23 protein-coding genes and 1 riboswitch are annotated in these 21,565 nt (G+C 72.6%); of the genes, 13 read left to right on the top strand and 10 right to left on the bottom strand.

What is annotated here, in order from left to right:
• Positions 1-256: 256 nt before the first annotated feature.
• From AB0K05_RS39500 to AB0K05_RS39475, 6 genes are all read left to right on the top strand, one after another.
• Entirely contained in the window at positions 257-769 is a 513-nt protein-coding gene (locus AB0K05_RS39500; RefSeq protein WP_364236307.1) for an FHA domain-containing protein, read from the top strand.
• 23 nt (positions 770-792) lie between these two features.
• Positions 793-1,419, top strand: a complete 627-nt coding sequence (locus AB0K05_RS39495; RefSeq protein WP_148031964.1) for a MerR family transcriptional regulator — start codon at positions 793-795, stop codon at positions 1,417-1,419.
• 106 nt (positions 1,420-1,525) lie between these two features.
• Positions 1,526-1,996 (top strand): bifunctional nuclease family protein, encoded by a 471-nt coding sequence (locus AB0K05_RS39490; RefSeq protein ID WP_148031963.1) that lies wholly within the window; start codon positions 1,526-1,528, stop codon positions 1,994-1,996.
• Positions 1,997-2,144: 148 nt separating this feature from the next.
• The gene (locus tag AB0K05_RS39485) at positions 2,145-2,765 is read left to right on the top strand and encodes a MerR family transcriptional regulator (protein ID WP_148031962.1); all 621 of its coding nucleotides are present in this window, start codon (positions 2,145-2,147) and stop codon (positions 2,763-2,765) included.
• Between the two features lie 51 nt (positions 2,766-2,816).
• A riboswitch (glycine riboswitch) is annotated at positions 2,817-2,908 on the top strand.
• 154 nt (positions 2,909-3,062) lie between these two features.
• The gene (gcvP, locus tag AB0K05_RS39480) at positions 3,063-5,894 is read left to right on the top strand and encodes an aminomethyl-transferring glycine dehydrogenase (RefSeq protein ID WP_364236304.1); all 2,832 of its coding nucleotides are present in this window, start codon (positions 3,063-3,065) and stop codon (positions 5,892-5,894) included.
• Positions 5,895-6,054: 160 nt separating this feature from the next.
• Positions 6,055-6,924 (top strand): tetratricopeptide repeat protein, encoded by an 870-nt coding sequence (locus AB0K05_RS39475; RefSeq protein ID WP_271276569.1) that lies wholly within the window; start codon positions 6,055-6,057, stop codon positions 6,922-6,924.
• A gap of 699 nt (positions 6,925-7,623) precedes the next feature.
• Here AB0K05_RS39475 and AB0K05_RS39470 read toward each other — a convergent pair.
• Positions 7,624-7,971 (bottom strand): hypothetical protein, encoded by a 348-nt coding sequence (locus AB0K05_RS39470; RefSeq protein ID WP_148031959.1) that lies wholly within the window; start codon positions 7,969-7,971, stop codon positions 7,624-7,626.
• A gap of 83 nt (positions 7,972-8,054) precedes the next feature.
• Here AB0K05_RS39470 and AB0K05_RS39465 point away from each other — a divergent pair, with 83 nt between their 5' ends.
• On the top strand, positions 8,055-8,648 hold the full coding sequence (locus tag AB0K05_RS39465) for an alpha/beta family hydrolase (protein WP_271276570.1): 594 nt from the start codon (positions 8,055-8,057) through the stop codon (positions 8,646-8,648).
• Between the two features lie 16 nt (positions 8,649-8,664).
• Here the strand turns inward: AB0K05_RS39465 and AB0K05_RS39460 are convergent, their stop codons facing one another.
• Both AB0K05_RS39460 and AB0K05_RS39455 read right to left on the bottom strand, forming a co-directional pair.
• A complete protein-coding gene (locus AB0K05_RS39460) occupies positions 8,665-8,862 on the bottom strand; it encodes a DUF5999 family protein (RefSeq protein WP_148031957.1) in 198 nt (65 codons plus the stop codon).
• Between the two features lie 210 nt (positions 8,863-9,072).
• A complete protein-coding gene (locus tag AB0K05_RS39455) occupies positions 9,073-9,642 on the bottom strand; it encodes a TetR family transcriptional regulator (protein ID WP_364236300.1) in 570 nt (189 codons plus the stop codon).
• Between the two features lie 114 nt (positions 9,643-9,756).
• Between AB0K05_RS39455 and AB0K05_RS39450 the strand changes: the two genes are divergently transcribed.
• Positions 9,757-10,155 (top strand): hypothetical protein, encoded by a 399-nt coding sequence (locus tag AB0K05_RS39450; RefSeq protein ID WP_271276571.1) that lies wholly within the window; start codon positions 9,757-9,759, stop codon positions 10,153-10,155.
• A gap of 147 nt (positions 10,156-10,302) precedes the next feature.
• Here the strand turns inward: AB0K05_RS39450 and AB0K05_RS39445 are convergent, their stop codons facing one another.
• From AB0K05_RS39445 to AB0K05_RS39435, 3 genes are all read right to left on the bottom strand, one after another.
• Entirely contained in the window at positions 10,303-11,625 is a 1,323-nt protein-coding gene (locus AB0K05_RS39445) for an RNA polymerase sigma factor (RefSeq protein WP_271276572.1), read from the bottom strand.
• 179 nt (positions 11,626-11,804) lie between these two features.
• Positions 11,805-12,098: a hypothetical protein gene (locus tag AB0K05_RS39440; RefSeq protein WP_148031953.1), complete on the bottom strand. Its 294-nt coding sequence runs from the start codon at positions 12,096-12,098 to the stop codon at positions 11,805-11,807.
• Positions 12,099-12,141: 43 nt separating this feature from the next.
• Complete coding sequence (locus AB0K05_RS39435) at positions 12,142-13,287, bottom strand: AMP-binding protein (RefSeq protein ID WP_271276573.1); 1,146 nt, start codon at positions 13,285-13,287, stop codon at positions 12,142-12,144.
• Between the two features lie 81 nt (positions 13,288-13,368).
• Here AB0K05_RS39435 and AB0K05_RS39430 point away from each other — a divergent pair, with 81 nt between their 5' ends.
• Both AB0K05_RS39430 and menD read left to right on the top strand, forming a co-directional pair.
• Complete coding sequence (locus AB0K05_RS39430) at positions 13,369-14,262, top strand: o-succinylbenzoate synthase (protein ID WP_271276576.1); 894 nt, start codon at positions 13,369-13,371, stop codon at positions 14,260-14,262.
• Entirely contained in the window at positions 14,259-15,917 is a 1,659-nt protein-coding gene (gene menD, locus AB0K05_RS39425; protein WP_271276574.1) for a 2-succinyl-5-enolpyruvyl-6-hydroxy-3-cyclohexene-1-carboxylic-acid synthase, read from the top strand. Before AB0K05_RS39430 ends, menD begins: the two co-directional genes overlap by 4 nt.
• 10 nt (positions 15,918-15,927) lie before the next feature.
• Here menD and AB0K05_RS39420 read toward each other — a convergent pair whose 3' ends face one another.
• Positions 15,928-16,260, bottom strand: a complete 333-nt coding sequence (locus AB0K05_RS39420; protein ID WP_187281190.1) for an STAS domain-containing protein — start codon at positions 16,258-16,260, stop codon at positions 15,928-15,930.
• Between the two features lie 218 nt (positions 16,261-16,478).
• Positions 16,479-17,219 (bottom strand): GntR family transcriptional regulator, encoded by a 741-nt coding sequence (locus tag AB0K05_RS39415; protein ID WP_219544414.1) that lies wholly within the window; start codon positions 17,217-17,219, stop codon positions 16,479-16,481.
• A 128-nt stretch (positions 17,220-17,347) separates the two neighbouring features.
• Between AB0K05_RS39415 and AB0K05_RS39410 the strand changes: the two genes are divergently transcribed.
• Positions 17,348-18,127, top strand: a complete 780-nt coding sequence (locus AB0K05_RS39410; protein WP_148031947.1) for an inositol monophosphatase family protein — start codon at positions 17,348-17,350, stop codon at positions 18,125-18,127.
• A gap of 17 nt (positions 18,128-18,144) precedes the next feature.
• Here the strand turns inward: AB0K05_RS39410 and AB0K05_RS39405 are convergent, their stop codons facing one another.
• Together AB0K05_RS39405 and AB0K05_RS39400 are read right to left on the bottom strand one after the other, a co-directional pair.
• The gene (locus tag AB0K05_RS39405; protein ID WP_345482578.1) at positions 18,145-18,834 is read right to left on the bottom strand and encodes an HAD family hydrolase; all 690 of its coding nucleotides are present in this window, start codon (positions 18,832-18,834) and stop codon (positions 18,145-18,147) included.
• A 12-nt stretch (positions 18,835-18,846) separates the two neighbouring features.
• Positions 18,847-19,497, bottom strand: coding sequence for a GntR family transcriptional regulator (locus AB0K05_RS39400; protein ID WP_246639647.1), 651 nt, complete (start codon positions 19,495-19,497; stop codon positions 18,847-18,849).
• 61 nt (positions 19,498-19,558) lie between these two features.
• Here AB0K05_RS39400 and AB0K05_RS39395 point away from each other — a divergent pair, with 61 nt between their 5' ends.
• Complete coding sequence (locus tag AB0K05_RS39395; protein WP_364236294.1) at positions 19,559-20,746, top strand: CoA transferase; 1,188 nt, start codon at positions 19,559-19,561, stop codon at positions 20,744-20,746.
• Positions 20,743-21,558, top strand: coding sequence for a CoA ester lyase (locus tag AB0K05_RS39390; RefSeq protein ID WP_271279822.1), 816 nt, complete (start codon positions 20,743-20,745; stop codon positions 21,556-21,558). The genes AB0K05_RS39395 and AB0K05_RS39390 overlap by 4 nt, the downstream gene beginning before the upstream one ends.
• The last annotated feature ends 7 nt before the right edge of the window (positions 21,559-21,565 follow it).

Here is a 21,565-nt window from a genome sequence, read left to right as displayed (position 1 = left end):
CCATAACAGGCCGGATCCTGTCCACGATTTGTCTGGAAGGACCGCAAGATCGTAATGTTAAGACGCGCGGCGGCATGGACCTTCAGGTAGGGGCGGTTGTAACTTTGTCAGCGTCCGAACCTGTCGTCCAGCGCCCCGCCTTGACCTTTGCCGCTGATCAGCGTAAGTTGCGGCATTCGCCAAAACGTGAAGAGCGAAGCGAGGCGCGCCCCGAGCACCGTTGCCGCGACTTCGCGGTAGGAGGCCGAGCCGATCGATGCCGAGCGTCTACTGCACGCAGTGCGGGCATGCCAACCCCGAGGATGCCCGTTTCTGTTCCCGTTGTGGGACCCAGCTGACCAGACCCGAGGTCTCCGGGGACACGACATCGACGATCTCTGTCGCGGGAATAGAGGCGTACGAGGCTGAGACCGGCGACATGCTGCTGGCCGAGCGGGCGCTGGTGGAGCAGCTCCCGCCGGGCGCGGCGCTGCTCACCGTCACCAGGGGGCCCAACCAGGGCAGCCGGTTCCGGCTCGACAAGGAGCTGACCACCACCGGCCGCCACCCGGAGAGCGACATCTTCCTCGACGACATCACGGTCTCGCGCCGTCATGTCGAGTTCTACCGCCATCGCGGCGGCCAGTTCTCGGTGCGCGACGTGGGCAGCCTCAACGGCACCTACGTCAACCGGGAGCGCATCGAGGAGGTCCCGCTCCACTCCGGGGACGAGGTGCAGATCGGCAAGTTCCGGCTGCTGTTCCTGATGCGGACCCCCGCCGGCACATGAGCTCACAGGCGGCACGCTCGCACATGAGCATCGGGGAGGTGCTCGCCCTGCTGCAGGGCGAGTTCCCCGACGTCACCATCTCCAAGATCCGTTTCCTGGAGGGCGAAGGGCTGATCGAGCCGGAGCGCACCCCGTCCGGCTTCCGCAAGTTCACCCACCTGCACGTCGAGCAGCTGCGTTACATCCTGACCGAGCAGCGCGACCACTACCTCCCGTTGCGCGTGATCAAGGACAAGATGGCCGAGAGCTTCGGCCGTCCCCGCGCGCTGCACGACAAGCAGGAGGTCAAGCTCACCCGGGCCGAGCTGCTGGAGTCCGCGGGGCTCGACGAGGAGACGCTGACCGAGCTGGAGGACTACGGGCTGCTGGCGCCGGTCGCCCGGCGCTACGACGAGGAAGCGCTGAAGATCGCCCGGGCCGTGGGCGGGCTGGCCCGCTTCGGCCTGCACGCCCGTCATCTGCGCGCCGTCAAGGCCGCGGCGGAGCGGGAGGCCGGTCTGGTCGAGCAGACGGTCGCGCCCATACTCAAACGCCGCAAGCCCGGCGCGATCGGTGAGGCCGACGAAGCGGCCAGGGAGCTGTCGGCACTCCTGCTCGACCTCCATGCCGCCCTGCTGCGTACGGGGGTTCGTGGCGTTCTGGGCCGATGAGCGGCCTGCGGGACATTCAGGGCTCGGCGGGTGTTACGTTGAAATGCAGAAGCGGACCAGCGATGACCTGAGCCGGGCCACCGGCCAGTCGAATATGGAGCAGCCCGTGTTGCAGATGGAGGTAGTGGGCGTTCGGGTAGAAATGCCCACCAATCAGCCGATCGTTCTGCTCAAGGAGGCACACGGGGAGCGGTTCCTGCCGATCTGGATCGGCATGACCGAAGCGACGGCCATAGCGCTGGCACAGGCCGACGAGCCGCCGCCCCGGCCGCTCACCCACGATCTTTTCAGGGACGTGCTGAGCGCGCTCGGCGTGGGTCTGCGCGCCGTCAACATCGTCGCTCTGCGTGACGGCATCTTCTTCGCCGACCTCGTGTTCTCCAACGGCGTGGAGGTCAGCGCCCGGCCCTCCGACTCGATCGCGCTGGCGCTCCGCACCGGAGCCCGCATCTTCGCCAGCGAGGAGGTGGTCCAGGAGGCCGGTGTGATCATCCCCGACGACCAGGAGGACGAGGTGGAGAAGTTCAGGGAGTTCCTTGACACGATCTCACCCGAGGACTTCGGCCGGGCGGGGTAGGTATTTCAGTGCATTTACGCTTCACGACGCGCCGAGCCGGATCGTTGACTGAGCATGGTCACGGTCCTACGGTGCAAGTGAAACCCGTGGTCGACCTTTTACGAACCCCCAGATGAGGCCACGGGATGAGAGAAAGCCGGAGGTCCGCGTGGCGGTCAGCAGCGGCGAGGGAAAGACGGCCGGCCAGGAAGATCCGGTGCGGCGCGAGAGTGCGCGGCAGCGTGCCGGAGAACAAGGATTGCTCTTCGACGAGCAGCCTGCCACGCTGCCGGACGACATCGGATACCGCGGGCCGACAGCCTGCGCGGCGGCCGGCATCACCTACAGGCAGCTCGACTACTGGGCGCGCACGGGCCTGGTGGAGCCCACGATAAGAGCCGCGCACGGCTCCGGCTCCCAGCGCCTCTACAGCTTCCGCGACATCCTGGTCCTGAAAGTCGTCAAGCGGCTCCTCGACACCGGAGTCTCCCTCCAGCAGATCCGCACCGCCGTCCAGCATCTGCGCGACCGCGGGGTCGCCGACCTCGCGCAGATCACGCTGATGAGCGACGGCGTCAGCGTCTACGAGTGCACCTCGGCCGACGAGGTCATCGACCTTCTCCAGGGCGGTCAGGGCGTGTTCGGCATAGCGCTCGGCCGGGTCTGGCGCGAGGTCGAAGGATCCCTCGCGGAGCTGCCGGGGGAACGGGCGGCGGTCGTGGACGACGTCCCGGCCGACCATCCCGCTGACGAACTGGCCCGGCGGCGGCGCGCGCGCCGCATCGGGTGACGCCCCGTACCACCCCAATTCGGGTCGAGGCTGTAATCTAGGACATGCTGACGACCCCGTGCGGGAGAGTCCCCGGCACCGCCGGGGCGCCGAAGGAGCAACCCTCCCCGGAATCTCTCAGGCGCCCGTACCGCTCGGGTGAGGCAACTCTGGAAAGCAGGTGCGTCCGCCAGGCGCACTTCACCGACGGTGCAAGCCCCGTAGCGGGGTGAAGCTCTCAGGTCGCCATGACAGAGGGGGAGATCCGGCATACGCCCGCGCCCAGCGCCGGTCTCCACAGCCTCGGGAGGCATCTCCATGACCGACCTGTCAGCACCGCCGTTCTCCAGCAGGCACATCGGGCCCTCAGCGGCCGAGCAGCAGCGCATGCTCGAGGCCGTCGGCTTCGAATCGGTCGCGGACCTGGTCGCGGTGGCCGTGCCCGAGGCCATCAGGGCCAAGGACCGGCTCAAACTGCCGGCCGCCGCGAGCGAGGCCGAGGCCATCGCCGAACTGCGCGCCCTCGCCGGCCGCAACCAGGTGCTCACCTCCATGATCGGCCTCGGCTACCACGACACGGTCACGCCCGCCGTCATCCGCCGCAACCTCCTGGAGAACCCGGGCTGGTACACCGCCTACACCCCGTACCAGCCGGAGATCTCGCAGGGCCGGCTGGAGGCGCTGCTGAACTTCCAGACCGTCGTCTCCGACCTCACCGGCCTGCCCGTCGCCGGGGCGTCCCTGCTCGACGAGGCCACCGCCGCGGCCGAGGGCATGACGCTGGCACGCCGCGCCGGCAAGGCCAAGAGCCCGGTGTTCGTGGTGGACGCCGACACGCTGCCGCAGACCAAGGCCGTGCTGGCCACCCGCGCCGAACCGCTCGGCATCGAGCTCGTCGAGAGCGACCTGACCGGCGACCTGCCCGAATGCTTCGGCGTGCTGGTCCAGTACCCCGGCGCGTCCGGGCGGCTGCGCGACTTCCGCGCCGTGGCCGAGCGGGCGCACGAGGCCGGCGCGCTGGTCGTGGCCGCCGCCGACCTGCTGGCGCTCACGCTCCTGGCCGCCCCGGGCGAGCTCGGCGCCGACATCGCCGTCGGCTCCTCCCAGCGGTTCGGCGTGTCGTTCGGCTACGGCGGGCCGCACGCCGCCTACATGTCCGTACGCGAGGGACTGCAGCGCCAGATGCCCGGCCGCCTGGTCGGGGTGTCGGTCGACGCCGACGGCGCGGCCGCGTACCGGCTGGCCCTGCAGACCCGCGAGCAGCACATCCGCCGCGAGAAGGCCACGAGCAACATCTGCACCGCGCAGGTCCTGCTCGCCGTGATCGCCGGCATGTACGCCGTCTACCACGGGCCCGACGGGCTGCGGCGGATCGCCCGGCGGGTGCACCGGCACGCCGCCGCGCTCGCCGCGGGGCTGCGCGAGGGCGGCGTCGAGGTCGTGCACGCCGAGTTCTTCGACACCGTGCTGGCCCGCGTCCCCGGCCGGGCCGCCGGCATCGTCGCCGCGGCCGCCGAGCGCGGCGTCAACCTGTGGCAGGCCGACGCCGACCACGTCTCCATCGCCTGCGACGAGAAGACCGGCGCCGCCGAGCTCGCCAAGGTATGGGCGGCCTTCGGCGTCGAGCGCACGGACGCCGCTCTGGACGCCGTGGACGACGCGCTGCCGTCCTCCCTGCTGCGCGAGTCGGACTTCCTCACCCACCCGGTGTTCAACACCCACCACAGCGAGACCTCGATGCTGCGCTACCTGCGCAGGCTCCAGGACAAGGACATCGCGCTCGACCGTTCGATGATCCCGCTCGGCTCCTGCACGATGAAGCTGAACGCGACCACCGAGATGGAGCCCATCACCTGGCCCGAGTTCGCCGGCATCCACCCGTACGCGCCCGAGGCGCAGGCGCTCGGCTACGGCGAGCTGATCCGCACGCTGGAGGACTGGCTCGCCGAGGTCACCGGCTACGACAAGGTCTCCATCCAGCCGAACGCCGGCTCCCAGGGCGAGTTCGCCGGGCTGCTGGCCATCCGCGCCTACCACCGCGCCAACGGGGACACCGGGCGCGACGTCTGCCTCATCCCGTCGTCCGCCCACGGCACCAACGCCGCCAGCGCCGTCATGGCCGGCATGCGGGTCGTGGTCGTGGCCTGCGACGACGACGGCAACGTCGACCTGGCCGACCTCGACGCCAAGATCGGCAAGCACCGCGACCGGCTGGCCGCCATCATGGTCACCTACCCGTCGACGCACGGCGTCTACGAGGAGACCGTCACGGAGATCTGCGCCAAGGTGCACGACGCCGGCGGCCAGGTGTACGTCGACGGGGCCAACCTCAACGCGCTCGTCGGCCTGGCCAAGCCCGGCGAGTTCGGCGCCGACGTCTCCCATCTCAACCTGCACAAGACGTTCTGCATCCCGCACGGCGGCGGCGGGCCCGGCGTCGGCCCGGTCGCCGTCCGCGCCCACCTCGCCCCCTACCTGCCCGGCCACCCGCTGCGCGACGGCTCGCCCGTCGGGCCCGTCTCTGCCGCTCCGTACGGCTCCGCCGGGATCCTGCCGATCTCGTGGGCGTACATCAGGATGATGGGCAGCGACGGCCTCACCGCAGCCACCGAGCAGGCCATCCTGTCGGCCAACTACCTCGCCCGCGGCCTCGCCCCGCACTACCCCGTCCTCTACACCGGCAGGGGCGGGCTGGTCGCCCACGAGTGCATCGTCGACCTGCGGCAGATCACCAAGGAGACCGGCGTCACCGTCGACGACGTGGCCAAGCGGCTCATCGACTACGGCTTCCACGCGCCCACCATGTCCTTCCCCGTCGCCGGGACGCTCATGATCGAGCCGACCGAGAGCGAGGACCTGGCCGAGCTGGACCGGTTCGTGGACGCGATGGTCGCCATCCGCGCGGAGATCGCCAAGGTGGCCTCCGGCGAGTACGACCCGGCCGACAACCCCCTGCGGAACGCCCCGCACACCGCGGAGGCGCTGACCGCCGACGAGTGGAGTCACCCGTACTCGCGGAGCGAGGCGGCCTATCCGGTGCCGTCGCTGCGCGAGGACAAGTACTGGGTGCCGGTGCGGCGGATCGACCAGGCGTACGGCGACCGCAACCTGGTGTGCTCCTGCCCGCCTCTGGAGGCGTACGAGGACTGACAACGGCGGTCCAGGCCCGGCCCTGCGCGGCCGGGCCTGTTCGCGTTCCAGGGGGGCATTTCGGACCAATCGGGCGTCAGCCAGACCGATGGGGTCAACCGAGCAGACATGATCGCGAGAACTCGTTAGGCTCGGGGCGTTCGTCGCCGAAGGAGCTCTCTTGACGTTCTCAGAGCTGGAGACCCCGCCGCTCGACACCGCCCGCCGCCTGGCCGAAGGCGGTGACCTCGACGGCGCGGCCGCCATACTCGCCGAGCTCGCCGCGCAGCCCGGCAGCCCCGATCGGGCGCAGGCCGCCGTGGGGCTCGCCGTGGTGCTCGACCAGGCGGGCGACGTGGAGGGGGCGCGGGCCGCCGCCAGGACGGCGCTGGCCACCGGGCATCCCGAGTTCGCCGCCCAAGCCGCCTGCCACCTCGCCCAGGGGTTCGAGCGTGAAGGGCGGCTGGACCAGGCGCGCGGGGCCTGGCAGGCCGTGCTCGGCGTCGGCACCCCCTCGTACGTGCCGCTCGCGCACCTGGCGCTGGCCCGGCTGGCCGGCGAGGTGGGCGACTACGACGAGGCGGAGGCCGAGCTGCGCGCCGCCATCGAGACGGGCCACCAGAGCGGGGACGGCGCCCCGGCCGACGGGGAAGCGTCGCGTGAGGGTTCTCAGCCGGACGGACCCGTCGCCGAGGTGCGGGTGCACGCCGCGCAACAGCTCGCCGACCTGCTGATCGGGCGCGAGGAGCCGGGGGAGGCCGCCGACGTGCTGCTCGACGCACTGGAGGACGCCGCCTCCGGTGAGGACGCGGCGCGGTTGCGCGTGCAACTCGGCATCGCGCACCTGGAGATGGCCTGCGCCGAGTTCGCCGAGGCCGTCGAGCAGGGTGGCGAGGCGCAGGTGAGCGCGCTGGCGATCGAGCTGCTGGCCCGCACGCTTCCCCTGCGCGGCCGCGACGACGCCGCCGGGCAGGTGTGGGCGTACGGGCTGGAGCACCAGGACGAAGGCCTGGCGGCCGAAGTACGCCTCCGCTACGACCGCGACACCTGAGCCGACCCCACAGCTTTCGAGTCAGGGCACCGTTGTGCGTGCCCCGCAGTGATTTTCGAACACAGGCCACCGTCGATGAGTCCGGAAGCGTGCCGACGGCCACCGGGTAGTGCGGGCGAACTGCGGTTGAGAACCTCTCCAGGCCGCGCCGGCTCTGCCCTCTCATGGGTTGCGGATCGCAGCTGACCGCATGGGAACCCGATGGGTCACGGGTGGACGAGGTGGAGGGTGCGCAGCTGACCGTGTGAGAACCCTTCGGCCCGCGTCAGTGGTCGGTCTGCTCGTGTGGAGTGCGGGCGATCGCTTGAAAGCCTCTCGGCCGCGTCATGGTCGATCTCGTCCGCTTGGGTTGTGGAGTGAGGGCAGCCGTGTGATCCCTTTCGGGTGTGGGCGGCTCGCCGCTGTGGGTTGACGGGGCGGGCGGCCGATTCTCGGCGGCAGGTCAAGACCTTTTCGGGAACCCCCACGGGTCGGGCGCCGCAAGGCGTGCCTTCGGCCCGCTCAGCTCGCCGTAGTTCCAGGGGCGTGGTGGCCGGGCTTGCCTTGACCGTAACAGGCGGCGCATCAGCGCGCTGGCGGCAGGTCAAGACCCTTTTTGGGAACCCCCACGGGTCGGGCGCCGTAAGGCGTGCCTTCGGCCCGCTCGGCTCGCCGGAGTTCCGGGGTGGCGCCTGGGGGAGAGGGGGACGGGGTTGGCCGTCAGGGGCGGCGCATCAGGGCGCCGGCGGCGGCGATGTTGATCAGGACGATGGACAGCCAGGCGACGATCAGCCCCACGGTGCCCGCCTGGCTGGCGGCGATGGCCGTCAGCGGGACGCCGATGCCCATCGAGCCCAGCGCGATCGGCACCATGGAGCGGGAGCTGTCGTTCTTGCGCTTGGTCTCCTTGCCGCGCCGCTTGAGCTCGGCTTCGACCCGGGCCGCTATCGTCGCGTCGAGCCGGTCGGCCAGGGAGTCGACAAGAGCGGGCTCGTAGTCGGGGCCGAGGTCGCGGCGGGCGTCGATCGTCGCCCGCAGTTCGTCGCGGACATCCCTCTCCGGTTGCATAGAGGACATCCTGCCCTGTCCGGAGGCGCGCCGTCATCAGACCTGGGAGCTATGTTGAGCTCCTCCCCAGGTACGGTGCTGCCATGGAGATCATGACTCCCCGGGGGCCGGCGCGTGTCGACGTCGACCAGGAGGAGCGCGGCCGGCTGCTGCTGGTGCTGACGCACGGGTCGGCCGGGGGAGTCGACGCGCCCGACCTGCTGGCGGTCCGCGAGGCGGCCCTCGGCATGGGCGTGACCGTGGCCAGGGTGACACAGGCGTTCAGGATGGCGGGGGCGCGGGCGCCCGGATCGGCCGAGCGGCAGGACGAGGCGTGGCTGGCCGTGCTGGCCGAGCTGCGCGGCCGGTGGCCCGGGCTGCCGCTCGTGCAGGGCGGCCGGAGCAACGGGGCGCGGGTCGCCTGCCGGACCGCGCGGGCGGCCGGGGCGGTGGCGGTGGTGGCCCTGGCGTTCCCGCTGCACCCGCCCGGCAAGCCGGACCGTTCCAGGGCGGACGAGCTGCGCGGCGCCGGAGTCGATGTGCTGGTGGTGAACGGTGACAGGGACCCGTTCGGCGTGCCCGACGCGGCGGACGCGACGCGGCTCGTGGTGCTCCCGGGAGAGGGGCACGACCTGAAGAAGGAACCCGCCCGGGTGGGCGAGGTGGTCGCCGACTGGCTGACCCGTTATCTCGGGTAACCGGTCGGCGGTGCGCTCAGGCTGCCCCGACCAGCGGGTCGGGGCGGTGCGGGGCGATCGCGGTGCCGCCGGGCAGCAGCTCACCGGTGTCCTCGAACAGGACGACCCCGTTGCACAGCAGACTCCACCCCTGCTCGGGGTGGCAGGCCAGGGTGCGGGCGGCTTCGCGGTCAGGCGCGTCGGCAGACGGACAGACCGGGTCGTGCGGGCACATCGGCGTGCCTCCGATATCTCGTGGATGGCCCCCGATCATGGAGTCGGGAGCGGCTCGGGTTTCTCTTTCCAGTAAGTGTGCAGCAAGTGTGCGATGTGCGTCACACGTTCCGACATAGCCCGTTTGGACTGTTAAGGGAGGATCCCCTGGAGTGTGACCTCCGACACAGCGTGCCTTATGCAGGATAACGGGCCAAGCATGACACGCACACTAGGTTTGGAGCCCTCGGAGCAACGCGTCGAGCCCGCGTTCGAAGTCGGCGTCGGCGTCGCGGTCGCGCCGCACCCACTCGTCCACCTCGGGGTCGGCCCAGCCCGAGCGCTGCACCTCGACCGCGACGCTGCCGAAGACGAAGGCCCGCAGCGTGCGCACGGCCTCCTCGGCGCCGGGCAGGCCGCCGTCGGCGAGCTGCTCGATCTGCTCCCCGATGGCGATGACGGTGGCGCCCTTGGGCGGCTTGGTGAGCGCCAGCGCCAGCACGCCGGGATGCTCGCGCAGCATCTCGCGGCCGGCCCTGCACCACGCCCTGGCGGTCTCCTGCCAGGTCGCCGCCTGCTCGACGTGGACGGAGGTGACGTGTTCGGCCAGGGCGTCCATCAGCGCCTCCTTGCCGCGCGGCAGGTGGTGGTAGATGGCCATGGCCTCGACCTGGAGGGCGTCGCCGAGCCTGCGCATGGTGAGCCTGCGCAGGCCCTGGCTGTCGGCGATGTGCAGGGCGGCCTCGATGATGCGCTCGCGGGACAGGGGGACCGGTGGTCGCTTGGCGGGCATGGTGATCATCTTACTATGTAAAGGAGGCTGCGCCGGAGTGCCGCGCCGGACCGGTTACGGGGCGGGGGCGCGGAGCGCGTACCCTGGTCGCTGATAAGAACGACAGCGTGAAGGGCAGAGTCGATGGCGTTTTTCCGTCCGCGGGTGAGCCGCGAGGCCGAGGTCCGCTACCACGCGGATCTGGAGATCTCCAAGCGCTACCCCGAGCTGCTCGGCAGGGCCAGGGAGGCGGAGCAGGTGCTGCGTGACCTGCGCGCCGCCGACGCCGACGAGATCGAGCTGCGGGCCGCGGGCCGGGCGCTCGACAAGGAGCTGACCGAGGCGCTGCGCGCGGCCGAGGCGGGGCAGCGGGCGGCGTTCGGGGTCAAGTCCTACGACGACCGCATCGCCCGGCGCAAGGCCAAGGCGACGCCCAAGGGCGCCATGTGGACCATGGAGGTGGAGCAGCTGCGCACGCTCCGCGAGGAAAACAGGATGTGGGGCATCCCGCGCGTGCCCCGTCCCGTGCCCTCCGCCAGGTGACCGGCCTCCCCGGGCGGTGAGCCCGGCCCGGCCGCCAAGACGCAGACGAGCCCCGGCGCAGGCCGGGGCTCGTCGCGTTCGCCGGGTCAGCCGGCCCGGGTACGGTCAGGCGGGGTTCATCCCGGCCGGGCCCGGCGGTGACCCCGGTCAGCTGGCCCAGTCGAGCAGCGGGCGGGTGTTGCTCGGGTGGCGCAGCTTCGACAGCGACTCCTTCTCCAGCTGGCGGATCCGCTCCCGGGTGAGCCCGAGGTGCTTGCCGATCTCGTCCAGCGTGTGCGGCTTGCCGTCGATCAGGCCGAACCGCAGCGCCATGATCTTCGCCTCGCGCGGCGACAGGTTCTGCAGCACGCCCCGCAGCTGGGCGCCGAGGAGCTGCCGGTCGACGATCTCCGACGCCTCCGGCGAGTCGACGTCCTCGATCAGGTCGCCGATCGTGGTCTCGCCGTCCTCGCCGATCGTCGCGTTGAGCGAGATCGGCTGGCGGCTGGTCCGCATCAGCTCCTCGATCTGGTCGGGCGTCCTGTCCAGCTCCACCGCCAGCTCCTCCGGCGTGGGCTCGCGGCCCATCCGCTGGTGCATCTCACGCTCGACGCGCGACAGCTTGGAGAGCATCTCCAGCACGTGCACCGGCAGCCGGATGGTGCGGGCCGAGTCGGCGAAGCCGCGCTGGATCGCCTGGCGGATCCACCACATGGCGTAGGTGGAGAACTTGAAGCCCTTGGTGTAGTCGAACTTCTCCACGGCCCTGATCAGGCCGAGGTTGCCCTCCTGGACGACGTCCAGCAGCGACATGCCGCGGTCGGTGTACTTCTTGGCCACCGAGACCACCAGCCGGAGGTTGGCCTCCAGCATGTGGTCCTTGGCCGCCTTGCCGTCCTCCGCCACGAGGAGCAGCTCCTCGCGGTCCTCGGGGGACAGGTCCGGCTCACTCTCCAGCTTGTGCTCCGCGTACAGGCCGGCCTCGATCCGGCGGGCCAGGTCGACCTCCTCGGCGGCGGTGAGCAGGGTGCGGCGGCCGATGGACTTCAGGTAGGTGTGCACCGAGTCGCCCATGGCGGACTGGTGGTCGTCGAGGTCGAGCGCCTCGGTCTCCAGCTCGGCCTCCTCCGGCTCCAGCGCGGCGTCGTCGGGACCCTCCGCGTCGATCTCCGTCTTCACCTCGGCGGCCTTTGCCTCCGGGGCCTTGGAGTCGGTAGTCTTTGAGCGCGAAGCCTTCCTGGTGGAGCGCTTGGCCTCGGGCTTGTTCGCAGGCCGTCCTGCGGCCTTCTTCGGGGTGGTCGGCTCGTTCTCGGCGGCCAGGTTCACCCCTGACTCGGTGAGCTCGCGCAAGATCGAGCGGCCCTCGGCCGGGGTGATGCCGGCCTGGGCGAAAGCGTCGCGCAGCTCCGCGAGAGAGAGGCGGCCCTGGGCTCGCCCTCGGTCAATCAGTTGCTCGAGGGTGGCGGCTGGGGCCACAGCGGTTCGGGGCATGAGGACACCTCCTCCATAACGGAGTGGAAGCGAAATGTAGGCGGGTGTGGTGGCGCGGCCCCGGCTCCGGCCGCTCTACTCACCAGTATCAATAACGCCATGCGGCGCGATTTGTTCCCGTGACGCGAAAAAGGGCGGGCCGCCCGGACGGCGGCGCGCCCTCGCGGGTCCTGATCGCGCTATTCGCCGATCTCGAACTCCCCGACCTCCGGCATGGGCATCGGCTGGGCGTCTTCCAGGCGCTCGTCGGTCCAATATTGGAGGACGTCCTCCGGGTCGGGGTTGACCCCGGTGGACACCACGATGTCGGTCGGCTCGGAAGGGGGCGGGCTGACCTGCTCGACGACGGCCCTGGTCGACTGCCTGACCTGGTCGAGCCTGCCCGCCGAGGCGGCCGCCGCGACCCAGACGCCGCCGGCGACGACGACGCCCACCACTGCCGCGGACGCCCACGTCTTGCGGGACTGGTTCATCAAGGCTCCCTCCTTCTCCCCACTATGACGCATCCGCACTTCATCAGGTTCCGGACTTCAGCCGCAACAGATCAGGTTTGCCGTTGGGCAGCAGCGGAAGCCGGGGCAACACGCGCAGGTCGCGCGGCGCGGCGTACGGCGGCAGCCGGTCGTCGCAGTAGGCGCGCAACTGCTGGAGTGTGGGCGGATTCACAGGGTCGGCGGGCACCACGGCGGCCACGACCACCTCGCCCCACTCGGGATCCGGCCTGCCGACCACCGCCACGTCCGCGATCGCGGGATGGCCGCCCAGCACGGTGGCCACGGCGCCCGCCACCACCTTCTCGCCGCCGGTATTGATGACGTCGTCGGCCCGGCCCAGCACCCGCAGCCGGCCGCCGGACAGCTCGCCCAGGTCGGAAGTGACGAACCAGCCGCCGTCGAACGGGCCGGGCTCGCCGGAGCGGTAGCCGGAGAACAGCACGGGCCCCGACACCAGGATGCGCCCGTCCTCGCCGATCTTCAGATCTACATTGTAAAGAGGGCGGCCGTCGTACACGCACCCGCCGCTCGTCTCGCTCATCCCGTACGTGGTCACGATCGAGGCGCCGAGGTCGCGGGCCTCGTCGAGCAGGCCGGGACGCGGAGCCGCGCCCCCCAGCAGGATGGTGCGGAACCCGGACAGGTCGGCTCCCAGCTCGACCAGCCTGTGCAGCTGGGTGGGCACCAGCGACACGTGGTCGGCGCCCGCGCCGAGCACGGCCCGCGGGTCGAAGCGCTCGTGCATGATCGGCTCGCTCCCGGCCAGCAGCGAACGCACCAGCACCTGCAGCCCCGACACGTGCGAAGCGGGCAGGCAGCACAGCCACCGCTCGCCCTTGGCCGCCCCCAGCCGCCGCAGGGAGGACGCCGCCGAGGCGCGCAGCGCCGTCGCCGACAGCATGACGCCCTTGGGCGTGCCCGTGCTGCCGCTGGTCGCGATGACCACCGCCACGTCAGGCGGCACCCCGTGCCCGCCGTCGCGCGGCTCGCCGTCGACGTGCGTGGGCCGCAGCGCGGCGATGGCGGCGCCGGCCTGCCCGGGGGTGAGCGGCAGCACCGCGGGGCCCTCGCCTGACAGCGCGTCGCGGACCGCCGCGTACAGCTCGGGGCCTGCGGGCCGCACGACCGCGTTCAGCGGACGGTCCGGATGCGACGGGTTTCTCCACATGCTCGTAAGGTTAGTGACGTCAGAACGGGCAAGGCGGCAGGGAGGGTCGTGACGCGTTCCCCCGTGGTGTTCCGGATTCCGATGCGCACCAGGTTCCGTGGTCAGACCGTCAGGGAAGGGGTCCTGTTGCGGGGGCCCACCGGATGGGGCGAGTTCTCGCCGTTCCCCGAGTACGGGCCGCGCGAGTGCGCCCGCTGGCTGGCCTGCGCGCGCGAGGCCGCGTTCGAGGGCTGGCCCGAGCCGGTGCGCGACACGGTCCCGGTCAACACCACCGTGCCCGCCGTCGGCCCCGAGCAGGCGCACGCGATGGTGCGGCGCTCCGGATGCGGCACGGCCAAGGTCAAGGTGGCAGAGCCGGGCCAGCGCTTCGCCGACGACCTGGCCAGGGTGGAGGCGGTGCGCGACGCGCTCGGCCCGTCCGGCAGGCTCCGCGTGGACGTCAACGCCGCCTGGGACGTCTCCCAGGCGGTGCGCCGGCTCAAGGAGCTGAACCGGTTCGACCTGGAGTACGCCGAGCAGCCCTGCGCCACCCTGGACGAGCTCGCCGCCGTGCGGCGGGCCTGCGACGTGCCGATCGCGGCCGACGAGTCCATCCGCCGCGCCGAGGACCCGCTCCGGGTCAGGGCGGCGGGGGCGGCCGACATCGCGGTGGTGAAGGTCCAGCCGCTGGGCGGGGTGCGTGCGGCGCTGCGCGTGGTGGAGGCGTGCGGGCTGCCCGCCGTCGTGTCGAGCGCCGTGGAGACGTCCGTGGGGCTGGCCGCCGGCCTGGCGCTGGCCGCCGCGCTGCCCGAGCTGCCGTACGCGTGCGGGCTCGGCACGATGTCCCTGCTGGAGGGCGACGTGGTGGCCGATTCGCTGGTCCCGGAGGGCGGCGTGCTCACCGTGCGCCGTCCGGACGTGGACCCCGGGCGGCTGTCGGCATTCGAGATCGATTCTCCGCCGTGGCTGCGGCGGATGCAGGAGGCGTCACTGTGAACCCCGCCACCGCGCTGGCCACGGTCCTGGTCGACGAGCTGGTGCGCTGCGGCCTCACCGACGTCGTGATCGCGCCGGGCTCCCGGTCGGCGCCGCTGGCGCTGGCCGCGCACGCCGAGTCGAGGCTGCGCCTGCACGTCCGCGTCGACGAGCGGTCGGCGTCCTTCCTGGCGCTCGGCCTGGCCAAGCGGACCGACCGGCCGGTGGCGGTGATCTGCTCGTCGGGCACGGCCGCGGCCAACTTCCACCCGGCGGTGATCGAGGCCGCCGAGTCCGGCGTGCCGCTGCTCGTGCTGACCGCCGACCGGCCGCCGGAGCTGCGCGGCACCGGCGCCAACCAGACGATCGACCAGCTCAAGCTGTACGGCACCGCCACGCGCTGGTTCGCCGAGCTGGGCGTGCCCGAGGACCGGCCCGGCCAGGTGGCCTACTGGCGGTCGCTGGCCTGCCGCGCCTACCAGCGCGCGCTCGGCCCCGGCGACCCCGGCCCGGTCCACCTCAACCTGCCGTTCAGGGAGCCGCTGCTGCCCGACGGCGACACCTCCTGGTGCGAGCCGCTCGGCGGCGACGCGAACGGCCCGTGGGTGCGGGTCCGCGTCGCGCCGCCGCCGGTCGCCCTGCACCTCCCGCCGACCAGGCGCGGGGTCCTGGTGGTCGGCGACGGCGCGCCCAACGTGCGCCGGTACGTCGCCGCGGCGGGGATGGCCGGCTGGCCGGTGCTGTCGGAGCCGCAGGGCGGCGGCCGCTACGGCGACCACGCCGTGTCCACCTACCACTTCCTGCTCGGCATGCCGGAGTTCGCCGACGCCCACCCGCCGGACGTGGTGGTCACGCTGGGCAGGCCGGGCCTGTCGCGCCCGCTGCTGTCGTGGCTGACGCGCGCCCCGGAGCACATCGTGGTCGCCCCCGACCTCGACCGCTGGCCCGACCCGACCCGCTCGGCCACCCAGGTGGCCCAGGCGGTGGAGATCCCGGTGGCCTCCGGCGACGACGCCTGGCTGCACGCCTGGCGGCGGGCCGACCAGGCGGCCAGGGCGGCGATGGACGAGGTGCTCGACTCCTCCGGGCTGAGCGAGCCGAGGCTGGCCCGCGACCTGGTCGACGCGCTGCCGAACGGGGCGCTGCTGTTCTGCGGGTCGTCGATGCCGATCCGCGACCTGGACCAGGCGATGCGGCCGCGGCGCGGCATCAGGGTGATGGCCAGCCGGGGCGCGTCCGGCATCGACGGGCTGGTGTCGACGGCGATGGGGGCGGCGCTCGGCCACAACGGGCCCTCCTACGGCCTCATCGGCGACCTGTCGTTCCTGCACGACCAGAACGGCCTGGTGCTCGGCCCCCGCGAGCCGCGCCCGGACCTGTGCCTGGTGGTGGTCAACAACGACGGGGGCGGCATCTTCTCGATGCTGCCGCAGGCGGCCGTGCGCGACCCGTTCGAGCGCGTCTTCGGCACCCCGCACGGGGTGGACCTCGGCTACGTCACGGCCGCGACCCGCACCCCTCACACCCTCGTGGAGGACATCTCCGAGCTGCCGAAGGCGCTGCGGGGGGAGGGGCCGCGGGTGGTGGAGGTGCGCACGGACCGCGAGTCGAACGCGCTCGTCCACGCGCGGCTGAAGGACGCCGCGCAGGAGGCGGTGCGCGCCGCGCTCGCCTGAGCGCGCGCCGTCAGTTCCGCTCCGCGCCGGCGGTGCCGAAGAGCTCGTCCAGACCGGTGACGCGCATGAGCCCGGACGTCCTGGGCGACACGCCCGTCAGCGTGAGCCCGGCCTCGCACTGGCGTGCGCGCCGCTGGACGGCGACGAGCACGCCCAGGCCCGCCGCGTCGATGAAGGCCAGCCCGCCCAGGTCCAGGACGATCTCCGCGGGGCGCGCGATCGTGTCCAGCAGCTCCAGCACGTGGGCGCGGAGCAGCTCCCTGGAGGCGATGTCCAGCTCCCCGCCGACCGATACGGTCACGACGTCGTCGCGCACGCTCGTCGTCAGGTGGAATGCGTGCATGGGACCCCTCGCGGTGAACGTCGTCGCGCGACGCCAGGGGGGTCCCGCCGCCGTCCCGGGGGACTCGCCGGTGTGAGGGGCCGGCGGGCCGCGGGCCGGACGGCGCATGTGCGTCGCCGTACGCTGTCACGCTGGATGCTAGCGGGGGGTCGGCGTGTTTCGCCGGAAGAACCCGATTCCCTGAGGGTAATCGGCATAGATCCCGAAACCGTACGAGGTCAGCGCTCTATGAGCGTGACCTCCAGCGAATAGTGGGAGGCGCGGTAGACGTGGGAGCCGTGCTCGACGGCGCGGCCCTGGTCGTCGTAGGTGGTGCGGACCATGGTCAGCAGCGGGGCGCCGCGGCGCTCCGCGAGCAGCCGCGCCTCGGCCTGGCTGGCGGCCCGCGCGCCGATGCGCTGGTTGGCCACCCGCATCCGCACGCCCGCCCCGCGCAGCAGCTCGTACAGGCCCCGGCTCTGCAGGCCTTCGGGGGTCAGCGGGGCCAGCCCGATCGGGAGCCAGTTGTGCAGCAGCGCCAGCGGCTCACCGGCGGCGAACCGCAGCCGCTCCAGGTAGAGCACCTCGGTGGCCGGCTCGACGCCGAGGATGCCGGCGACCTCCTCCTCGACCACGCGGGGCTCCAGCCGCAGCACCTGGGTGGCCGGCTCCTGCCCGGAGCGGCGCAGGTCGTCGTAGAGGCTGGTCAGCTCCACCGACCGCTTGACCTGGCCGTGGACCACCTGGGTGCCGACGCCGCGCTTGCGTACCAGCAGGCCTTTGTCCACGAGATACTGGATCGCCTGGCGGATCGTGGGCCGCGAGAGGCCGAGCTTGTCGGCCAGCAGGATCTCGTTGTCCAGCCGGGAGCCGGGGGCCAGGTCACCCCGCCGGATGGCCTCGGCGATCTGCTCGGCCACCTGGAAGTAGAGCGGCACGGGGCTGGATCGATCCAGGTCGATCGCCAGGTTCGCGGTCATGCTGATCAGGTTATCCGAGGTAAGAATGTCCTGACAAATATCTCTTCCCCTGAGTACGAGGGCGGTTCGGGCCGGGTGACCCCGACCTGCCATGGTTGTCGGTGATGACTGTTTCTCTTGGGGGGATCATGGACACGACCACACTGCTGGAGACCGCCGCCGAGGCCGCCAGGGCCGTGGGGCCGCGGCTGCGGGAGGCGTTCCGTTCGAGGCCCGAGGTGGCCGTGAAGCGCGACTTCCACGACCCGGTGACCGAGCACGACAAGGCGGCCGAGGAGACCATCCGGGGCGTGATCGAGGGCCGTTTCCCCGGCAGCGCGATCGTGGGGGAGGAGGGCGGCACGACCGGCTCCGGCGAGCTGGTCTGGTATGTCGACCCCATCGACGGCACCGCCAACTTCGCGGCCGGCCTGCCGTTCTTCTGCGTGTCGATCGCCGCCGCCGTCGGGGGCGAGCTGGTGGCAGGAGTGGTGTACGACCCCGTACGCGAGGACGAGTTCACCGCCACGACCGACGGCGCCTGGTGCAACGGGGCGCCGATCCGCAGCGCGGGCGCGGCGCGCGACCGCGAGGCGATGCTGCTGTGCAGCTACCCGTCGCCGCTGGACCTGGAGGTCGACGGCGAGGAGGGGCTGCGCCGCTACGGGCGGCTGGTGGACGCCTTCGCGGCCGTGCGCAGGCCCGGCAGCGCCGCGCTCAACCTGGCGCACGTCGCGGCCGGCTGGGCGGACGCGGTCTACGGCACCCGCGCCCAGCCGTGGGACGTCGCGGCGGGCGCCCTCCTGGTCCACCGGGCAGGCGGCGTCTACCTGGGCGACCCCCTGGCCCCCGGCGACTACCTCGCGCACGTGGGCGGCTTCGACCTCGCCTCGTCCGCCCTCGCGGAGGTGGCCGTGGAGAAGCGGTAGGCGCATCGTGCCCGGTGTCAGGGGGCGTGCACCAGGGGCGGGAGGTCGGCCAGGGTCGTGATGCGGGGGAAGCCGTCCGGGGGCGGGGAGACGCCGAGGCGGTCGAGCCAGACCGAGCGCATGCCCGTCACCGCCGGCCCCGTCACGTCCTTGGCGATGTCGTCGCCGACCAGCAGGACCTCCTCGGGCGGCAGCCCGAGCGCGGCGGCGGCCGCCGTGTAGCAGGCCGCCGCCGGCTTGTAGCAGCCGCCCAGCACCTCGCCCGTCAGCACCGGGCCGGCCAGCCCGTCCAGGCCGATCGCGCGCACCTTCTCCTCCTGGATCTCCTGGGCGCCGTTGGTCAGCACCCCGAGCCGGAACCCGCCGAGCGCCGCCAGCGTCCGCGCCGCGTCGGGGAAGGCCACCCAGCCGCGCCGGTAGTGCTCGGCGAACCCGGCGAAGGCCGCGTCGAGGTCGGCGGGCACCTCGATGGCGAGCTCGGCGCAGAGCGCGCGGACGCGGCGGCGCCGCTGCTCCTGCCAGGAGCACTCGCCCGCGTGCCAGGCCGCCAGGTGGGGCTCCTCCAGCGCCGCCCAGAGCGCGGGCGCGTCGCCGAGCCTGGGGTGGCCGGGAGCCCGCTCCGCCACCCAGGCGCCGATCGCCGTGTCGGCCGCGGTGCGGTGGTCGAGGAGGGTGCCGTCCAGGTCGAACAGAATGCCGTTGATCACGTTTCCATCCTGTCAGGCGTTCCTGCGGTACTCGCCGGCCTCGCGGACATGGCCGGCCATGACGCGCTCGGCCGCCTCGCCGTCGCCCCGCTCCAGCGCCGCCAGCACGCCGGCGTGCGCGTCGAGGTGCCGCCGCGCCTGTCCGGGGTCGAGCCACTGGGAGGCGGCGGCCGGGACGGGGAAGCTGTTGCGCACCGCCCTGGCCTGCTGGCCGAGGAACGCCGGGCCGCCGATGTCGGTGATGCGCAGGTGGAAGTCCCTGCTCCGCTCGCCCAGCCGGTCGTGGCGGCCCGCCTCCGCGTCACGGGCCATCGACGCGTGCAGATCACGCAGCCAGGCCAGCTCGCCCGCGGTGATCCGGGCCGCCGCCAGCCGCGCGCCCAGGCCCTCGACCACCGCGCGCAGCCCGTAGAACTCCTCCAGCGCGTCGTCGCCCAGCTCGACCACCGTCGCGCCGTGGTGCGCCTCGTAGCTGATCAGGCGGTCCTTCTCCAGCCTGCGCAGCGCCTCCCGTACCGGAGTGACGGAGACGCCGAGCCGGCGGGCGACCGCGCCGGCGCGCAGCGCGGTGCCGCCGGGGATGCGGGCGGTGCGGATCTCCTCCAGCAGCACGCTGTAGACGTAGTCGGCCTTGCTCATCGGCGGCCGATGGTCGGCGGTCATGGGTCAAGTGTCTCTTGAATCTCGGTTGACCTATGACATATTTCTTATAAGTTACATACCCATGACAAGCCTCGCGGGACTGCGGGTCATCGACGCCGCCACGCTGTTCGCCGGGCCCACCGCCGCGATGATGCTGGGCGACTTCGGCGCCGACGTGATCAAGATCGAGCATCCGAGGCGCGGCGACCCGGCGCGCGGTCACGGCGCCTCGGCCGACGGGGTGGGGCTGTGGTGGAAGACGCTCTCGCGCAACAAGCGCGCCGCCGCCGTCGACCTGTCGCGGGCCGAGGGGCAGGAGATCCTGCGCCGCCTCGCCGACGGCTGCGACGTGCTCGTGGAGAACTTCAGGCCCGGCACGCTGGAGCGGTGGGGGCTCGGGCCCGAGGTGCTGCTGGAGCGCAACCCCCGGCTGATCGTGGCGCGGATGACCGGGTTCGGGCAGTTCGGGCCGATGGCCGCGCGGCCCGGGTTCGGCACCCTGGCCGAGGCCATGAGCGGGTTCGCGGCGATGACCGGGGAGCCCGACGGGCCGCCGACGCTGCCGCCGCTCGCGCTCGCCGACGGCATCGCGGGCCTCGCCATGGCGTACGCGATCATGGTGGCGTTGCGTGCCCGTGAGCACACCGGGCGCGGCCAGGTCGTCGACCTGGCCATCATCGAGCCCATCCTCGCCCTGCTCGGCCCGCAGATGACCGCCTACAAGGCGCTCGGCGTGGTGCCGCGGCGCACCGGCAACCGGTCCTCCAGCAACGCGCCGCGCAACACCTACCGCACCCGCGACGGACGCTGGCTGGCCATCTCCACCAGCGCCCAGCCGATCGCCGAGCGGGTGATGACCCTGGTCGGGCGGCCTGATCTGGTCGAGCAGCCCTGGTTCGCCAGCGGCGCCGGGCGCGTCGCGCACGTCGAGGAGCTGGACGAGGCCGTCGCCTCCTGGATCGCCGCCCGCGACGCCGCCGAGGTCGTCGCCCGCTTCGAGGAGGCGCAGGCCGCGGTCGCGCCCGTCTACGACGTCGCCGACATAGCCGAGGACCCGCAGTACGCGGCCCTGGACACGTTCGTCGAGGTGCCGGACGAGGAGCTGGGCGCGGTCACCGTGCAGAACGTGCTGTTCCGGCTGTCCGCCACGCCGGGCGAGGTGCGCTGGCCGGGCCGCGGTCTCGGGCGCGACACCGACGCCGTGCTCGGCGAGCTCGCGTACCCGGCCGGGGAGATCGCCCGGCTGCGCGAGGCCGGGGTGATCGCGTGAGGATCCCCGTCACCTGGCTGTACGTGCCGGGCGACCGGCCCGAGCGGTTCGCCAAGGCGGCCGACTCCGGCGCCGACGTGGTCATCATCGACCTGGAGGACGCGGTCGCGCCCGCCCGCAAGGACGAGGCCCGCGCGAACGCGGCCGGATACCTGCGCTCCCGCCCTCCGGGAGGGCCGCCGGTGCACGTGCGGGTCAACGACCTGACCACCCAGCGCGGGCTGGACGACCTGGACGAGCTGGGCCGGTCGGCCGACGCCGTGCGACTGCCCAAGGTGGAGTCGGCGACCGCGCTCGACCTGGTGGAGCGGCTGGGCGTGCGGGCGTACGCGCTGCTGGAGTCGGCGGCCGGGATCCTGGAGGCGCGGGCCGTCGCCGCCCACCCGTGCGTCGACGGCATCGCGCTCGGCGAGCAGGACCTGGCGGCCGAGCTGGCCATCACGGGCGGGCCGGCGCTGGACCACCTCCGGCTGCGGGCGGTGCTGGCCGCCGCCGCGGCGGGGCTGCCGCCGGTGCCCATGGCGGTGTATCCGGACGTACGGGACGAGGCCGGGCTGGCCGCGTCGTGCGCGGAGGGGCGAGCGCTCGGCATGTTCGGGCGCACGGCCATCCACCCGCGGCAGATCCCGGTGATCAGGGCCGCCTTCCGGCCGACGCCGGAGGAGACGGCGCGGGCCGCCGAGATCGTGCAGGCGGCCGACGCCGCGGGCGCGGGCGCTTTCGCCCTGCCGGACGGCCGCTTCGTCGACGCGCCGATCGTGGCCCGCGCCCGCCGGACCCTCGTCCTCTCCACCCAGCTCGCCGACTCCTGACGGCCCG

This window comes from Nonomuraea sp. NPDC049486 (genome assembly GCF_040676925.1).
Lineage (GTDB): Bacteria > Actinomycetota > Actinomycetes > Streptosporangiales > Streptosporangiaceae > Nonomuraea > Nonomuraea ferruginea.
Note: the sequence above shows the minus strand (reverse complement) of the source record. Positions and strands in the feature narration are given on the sequence as shown.

Bases quoted from the DNA above. Each gene is read 5' to 3' on its own strand.
- AB0K05_RS39430 (WP_271276576.1), top strand. From the start codon at position 13,369: ATGCGCACCAGGTTCCGTGGTCAGACCGTCAGGGAAGGGGTCCTGTTG.
- AB0K05_RS39395 (WP_364236294.1), top strand. From the start codon at position 19,559: ATGACAAGCCTCGCGGGACTGCGGGTCATCGACGCCGCCACGCTGTTC.
- AB0K05_RS39495 (WP_148031964.1), top strand. From the start codon at position 793: ATGAGCATCGGGGAGGTGCTCGCCCTGCTGCAGGGCGAGTTCCCCGAC.
- gcvP (WP_364236304.1), top strand. From the start codon at position 3,063: ATGACCGACCTGTCAGCACCGCCGTTCTCCAGCAGGCACATCGGGCCC.
- AB0K05_RS39465 (WP_271276570.1), top strand. From the start codon at position 8,055: ATGGAGATCATGACTCCCCGGGGGCCGGCGCGTGTCGACGTCGACCAG.
- AB0K05_RS39470 (WP_148031959.1), bottom strand. From the start codon at position 7,971: ATGCAACCGGAGAGGGATGTCCGCGACGAACTGCGGGCGACGATCGAC.
- AB0K05_RS39435 (WP_271276573.1), bottom strand. From the start codon at position 13,287: ATGTGGAGAAACCCGTCGCATCCGGACCGTCCGCTGAACGCGGTCGTG.
- AB0K05_RS39420 (WP_187281190.1), bottom strand. From the start codon at position 16,260: ATGCACGCATTCCACCTGACGACGAGCGTGCGCGACGACGTCGTGACC.
- AB0K05_RS39460 (WP_148031957.1), bottom strand. From the start codon at position 8,862: ATGTGCCCGCACGACCCGGTCTGTCCGTCTGCCGACGCGCCTGACCGC.
- AB0K05_RS39445 (WP_271276572.1), bottom strand. From the start codon at position 11,625: ATGCCCCGAACCGCTGTGGCCCCAGCCGCCACCCTCGAGCAACTGATT.
- AB0K05_RS39400 (WP_246639647.1), bottom strand. From the start codon at position 19,497: ATGACCGCCGACCATCGGCCGCCGATGAGCAAGGCCGACTACGTCTAC.
- AB0K05_RS39500 (WP_364236307.1), top strand. From the start codon at position 257: ATGCCGAGCGTCTACTGCACGCAGTGCGGGCATGCCAACCCCGAGGAT.
- AB0K05_RS39410 (WP_148031947.1), top strand. From the start codon at position 17,348: ATGGACACGACCACACTGCTGGAGACCGCCGCCGAGGCCGCCAGGGCC.
- AB0K05_RS39455 (WP_364236300.1), bottom strand. From the start codon at position 9,642: ATGATCACCATGCCCGCCAAGCGACCACCGGTCCCCCTGTCCCGCGAG.
- AB0K05_RS39440 (WP_148031953.1), bottom strand. From the start codon at position 12,098: ATGAACCAGTCCCGCAAGACGTGGGCGTCCGCGGCAGTGGTGGGCGTC.
- AB0K05_RS39450 (WP_271276571.1), top strand. From the start codon at position 9,757: ATGGCGTTTTTCCGTCCGCGGGTGAGCCGCGAGGCCGAGGTCCGCTAC.
- AB0K05_RS39415 (WP_219544414.1), bottom strand. From the start codon at position 17,219: ATGACCGCGAACCTGGCGATCGACCTGGATCGATCCAGCCCCGTGCCG.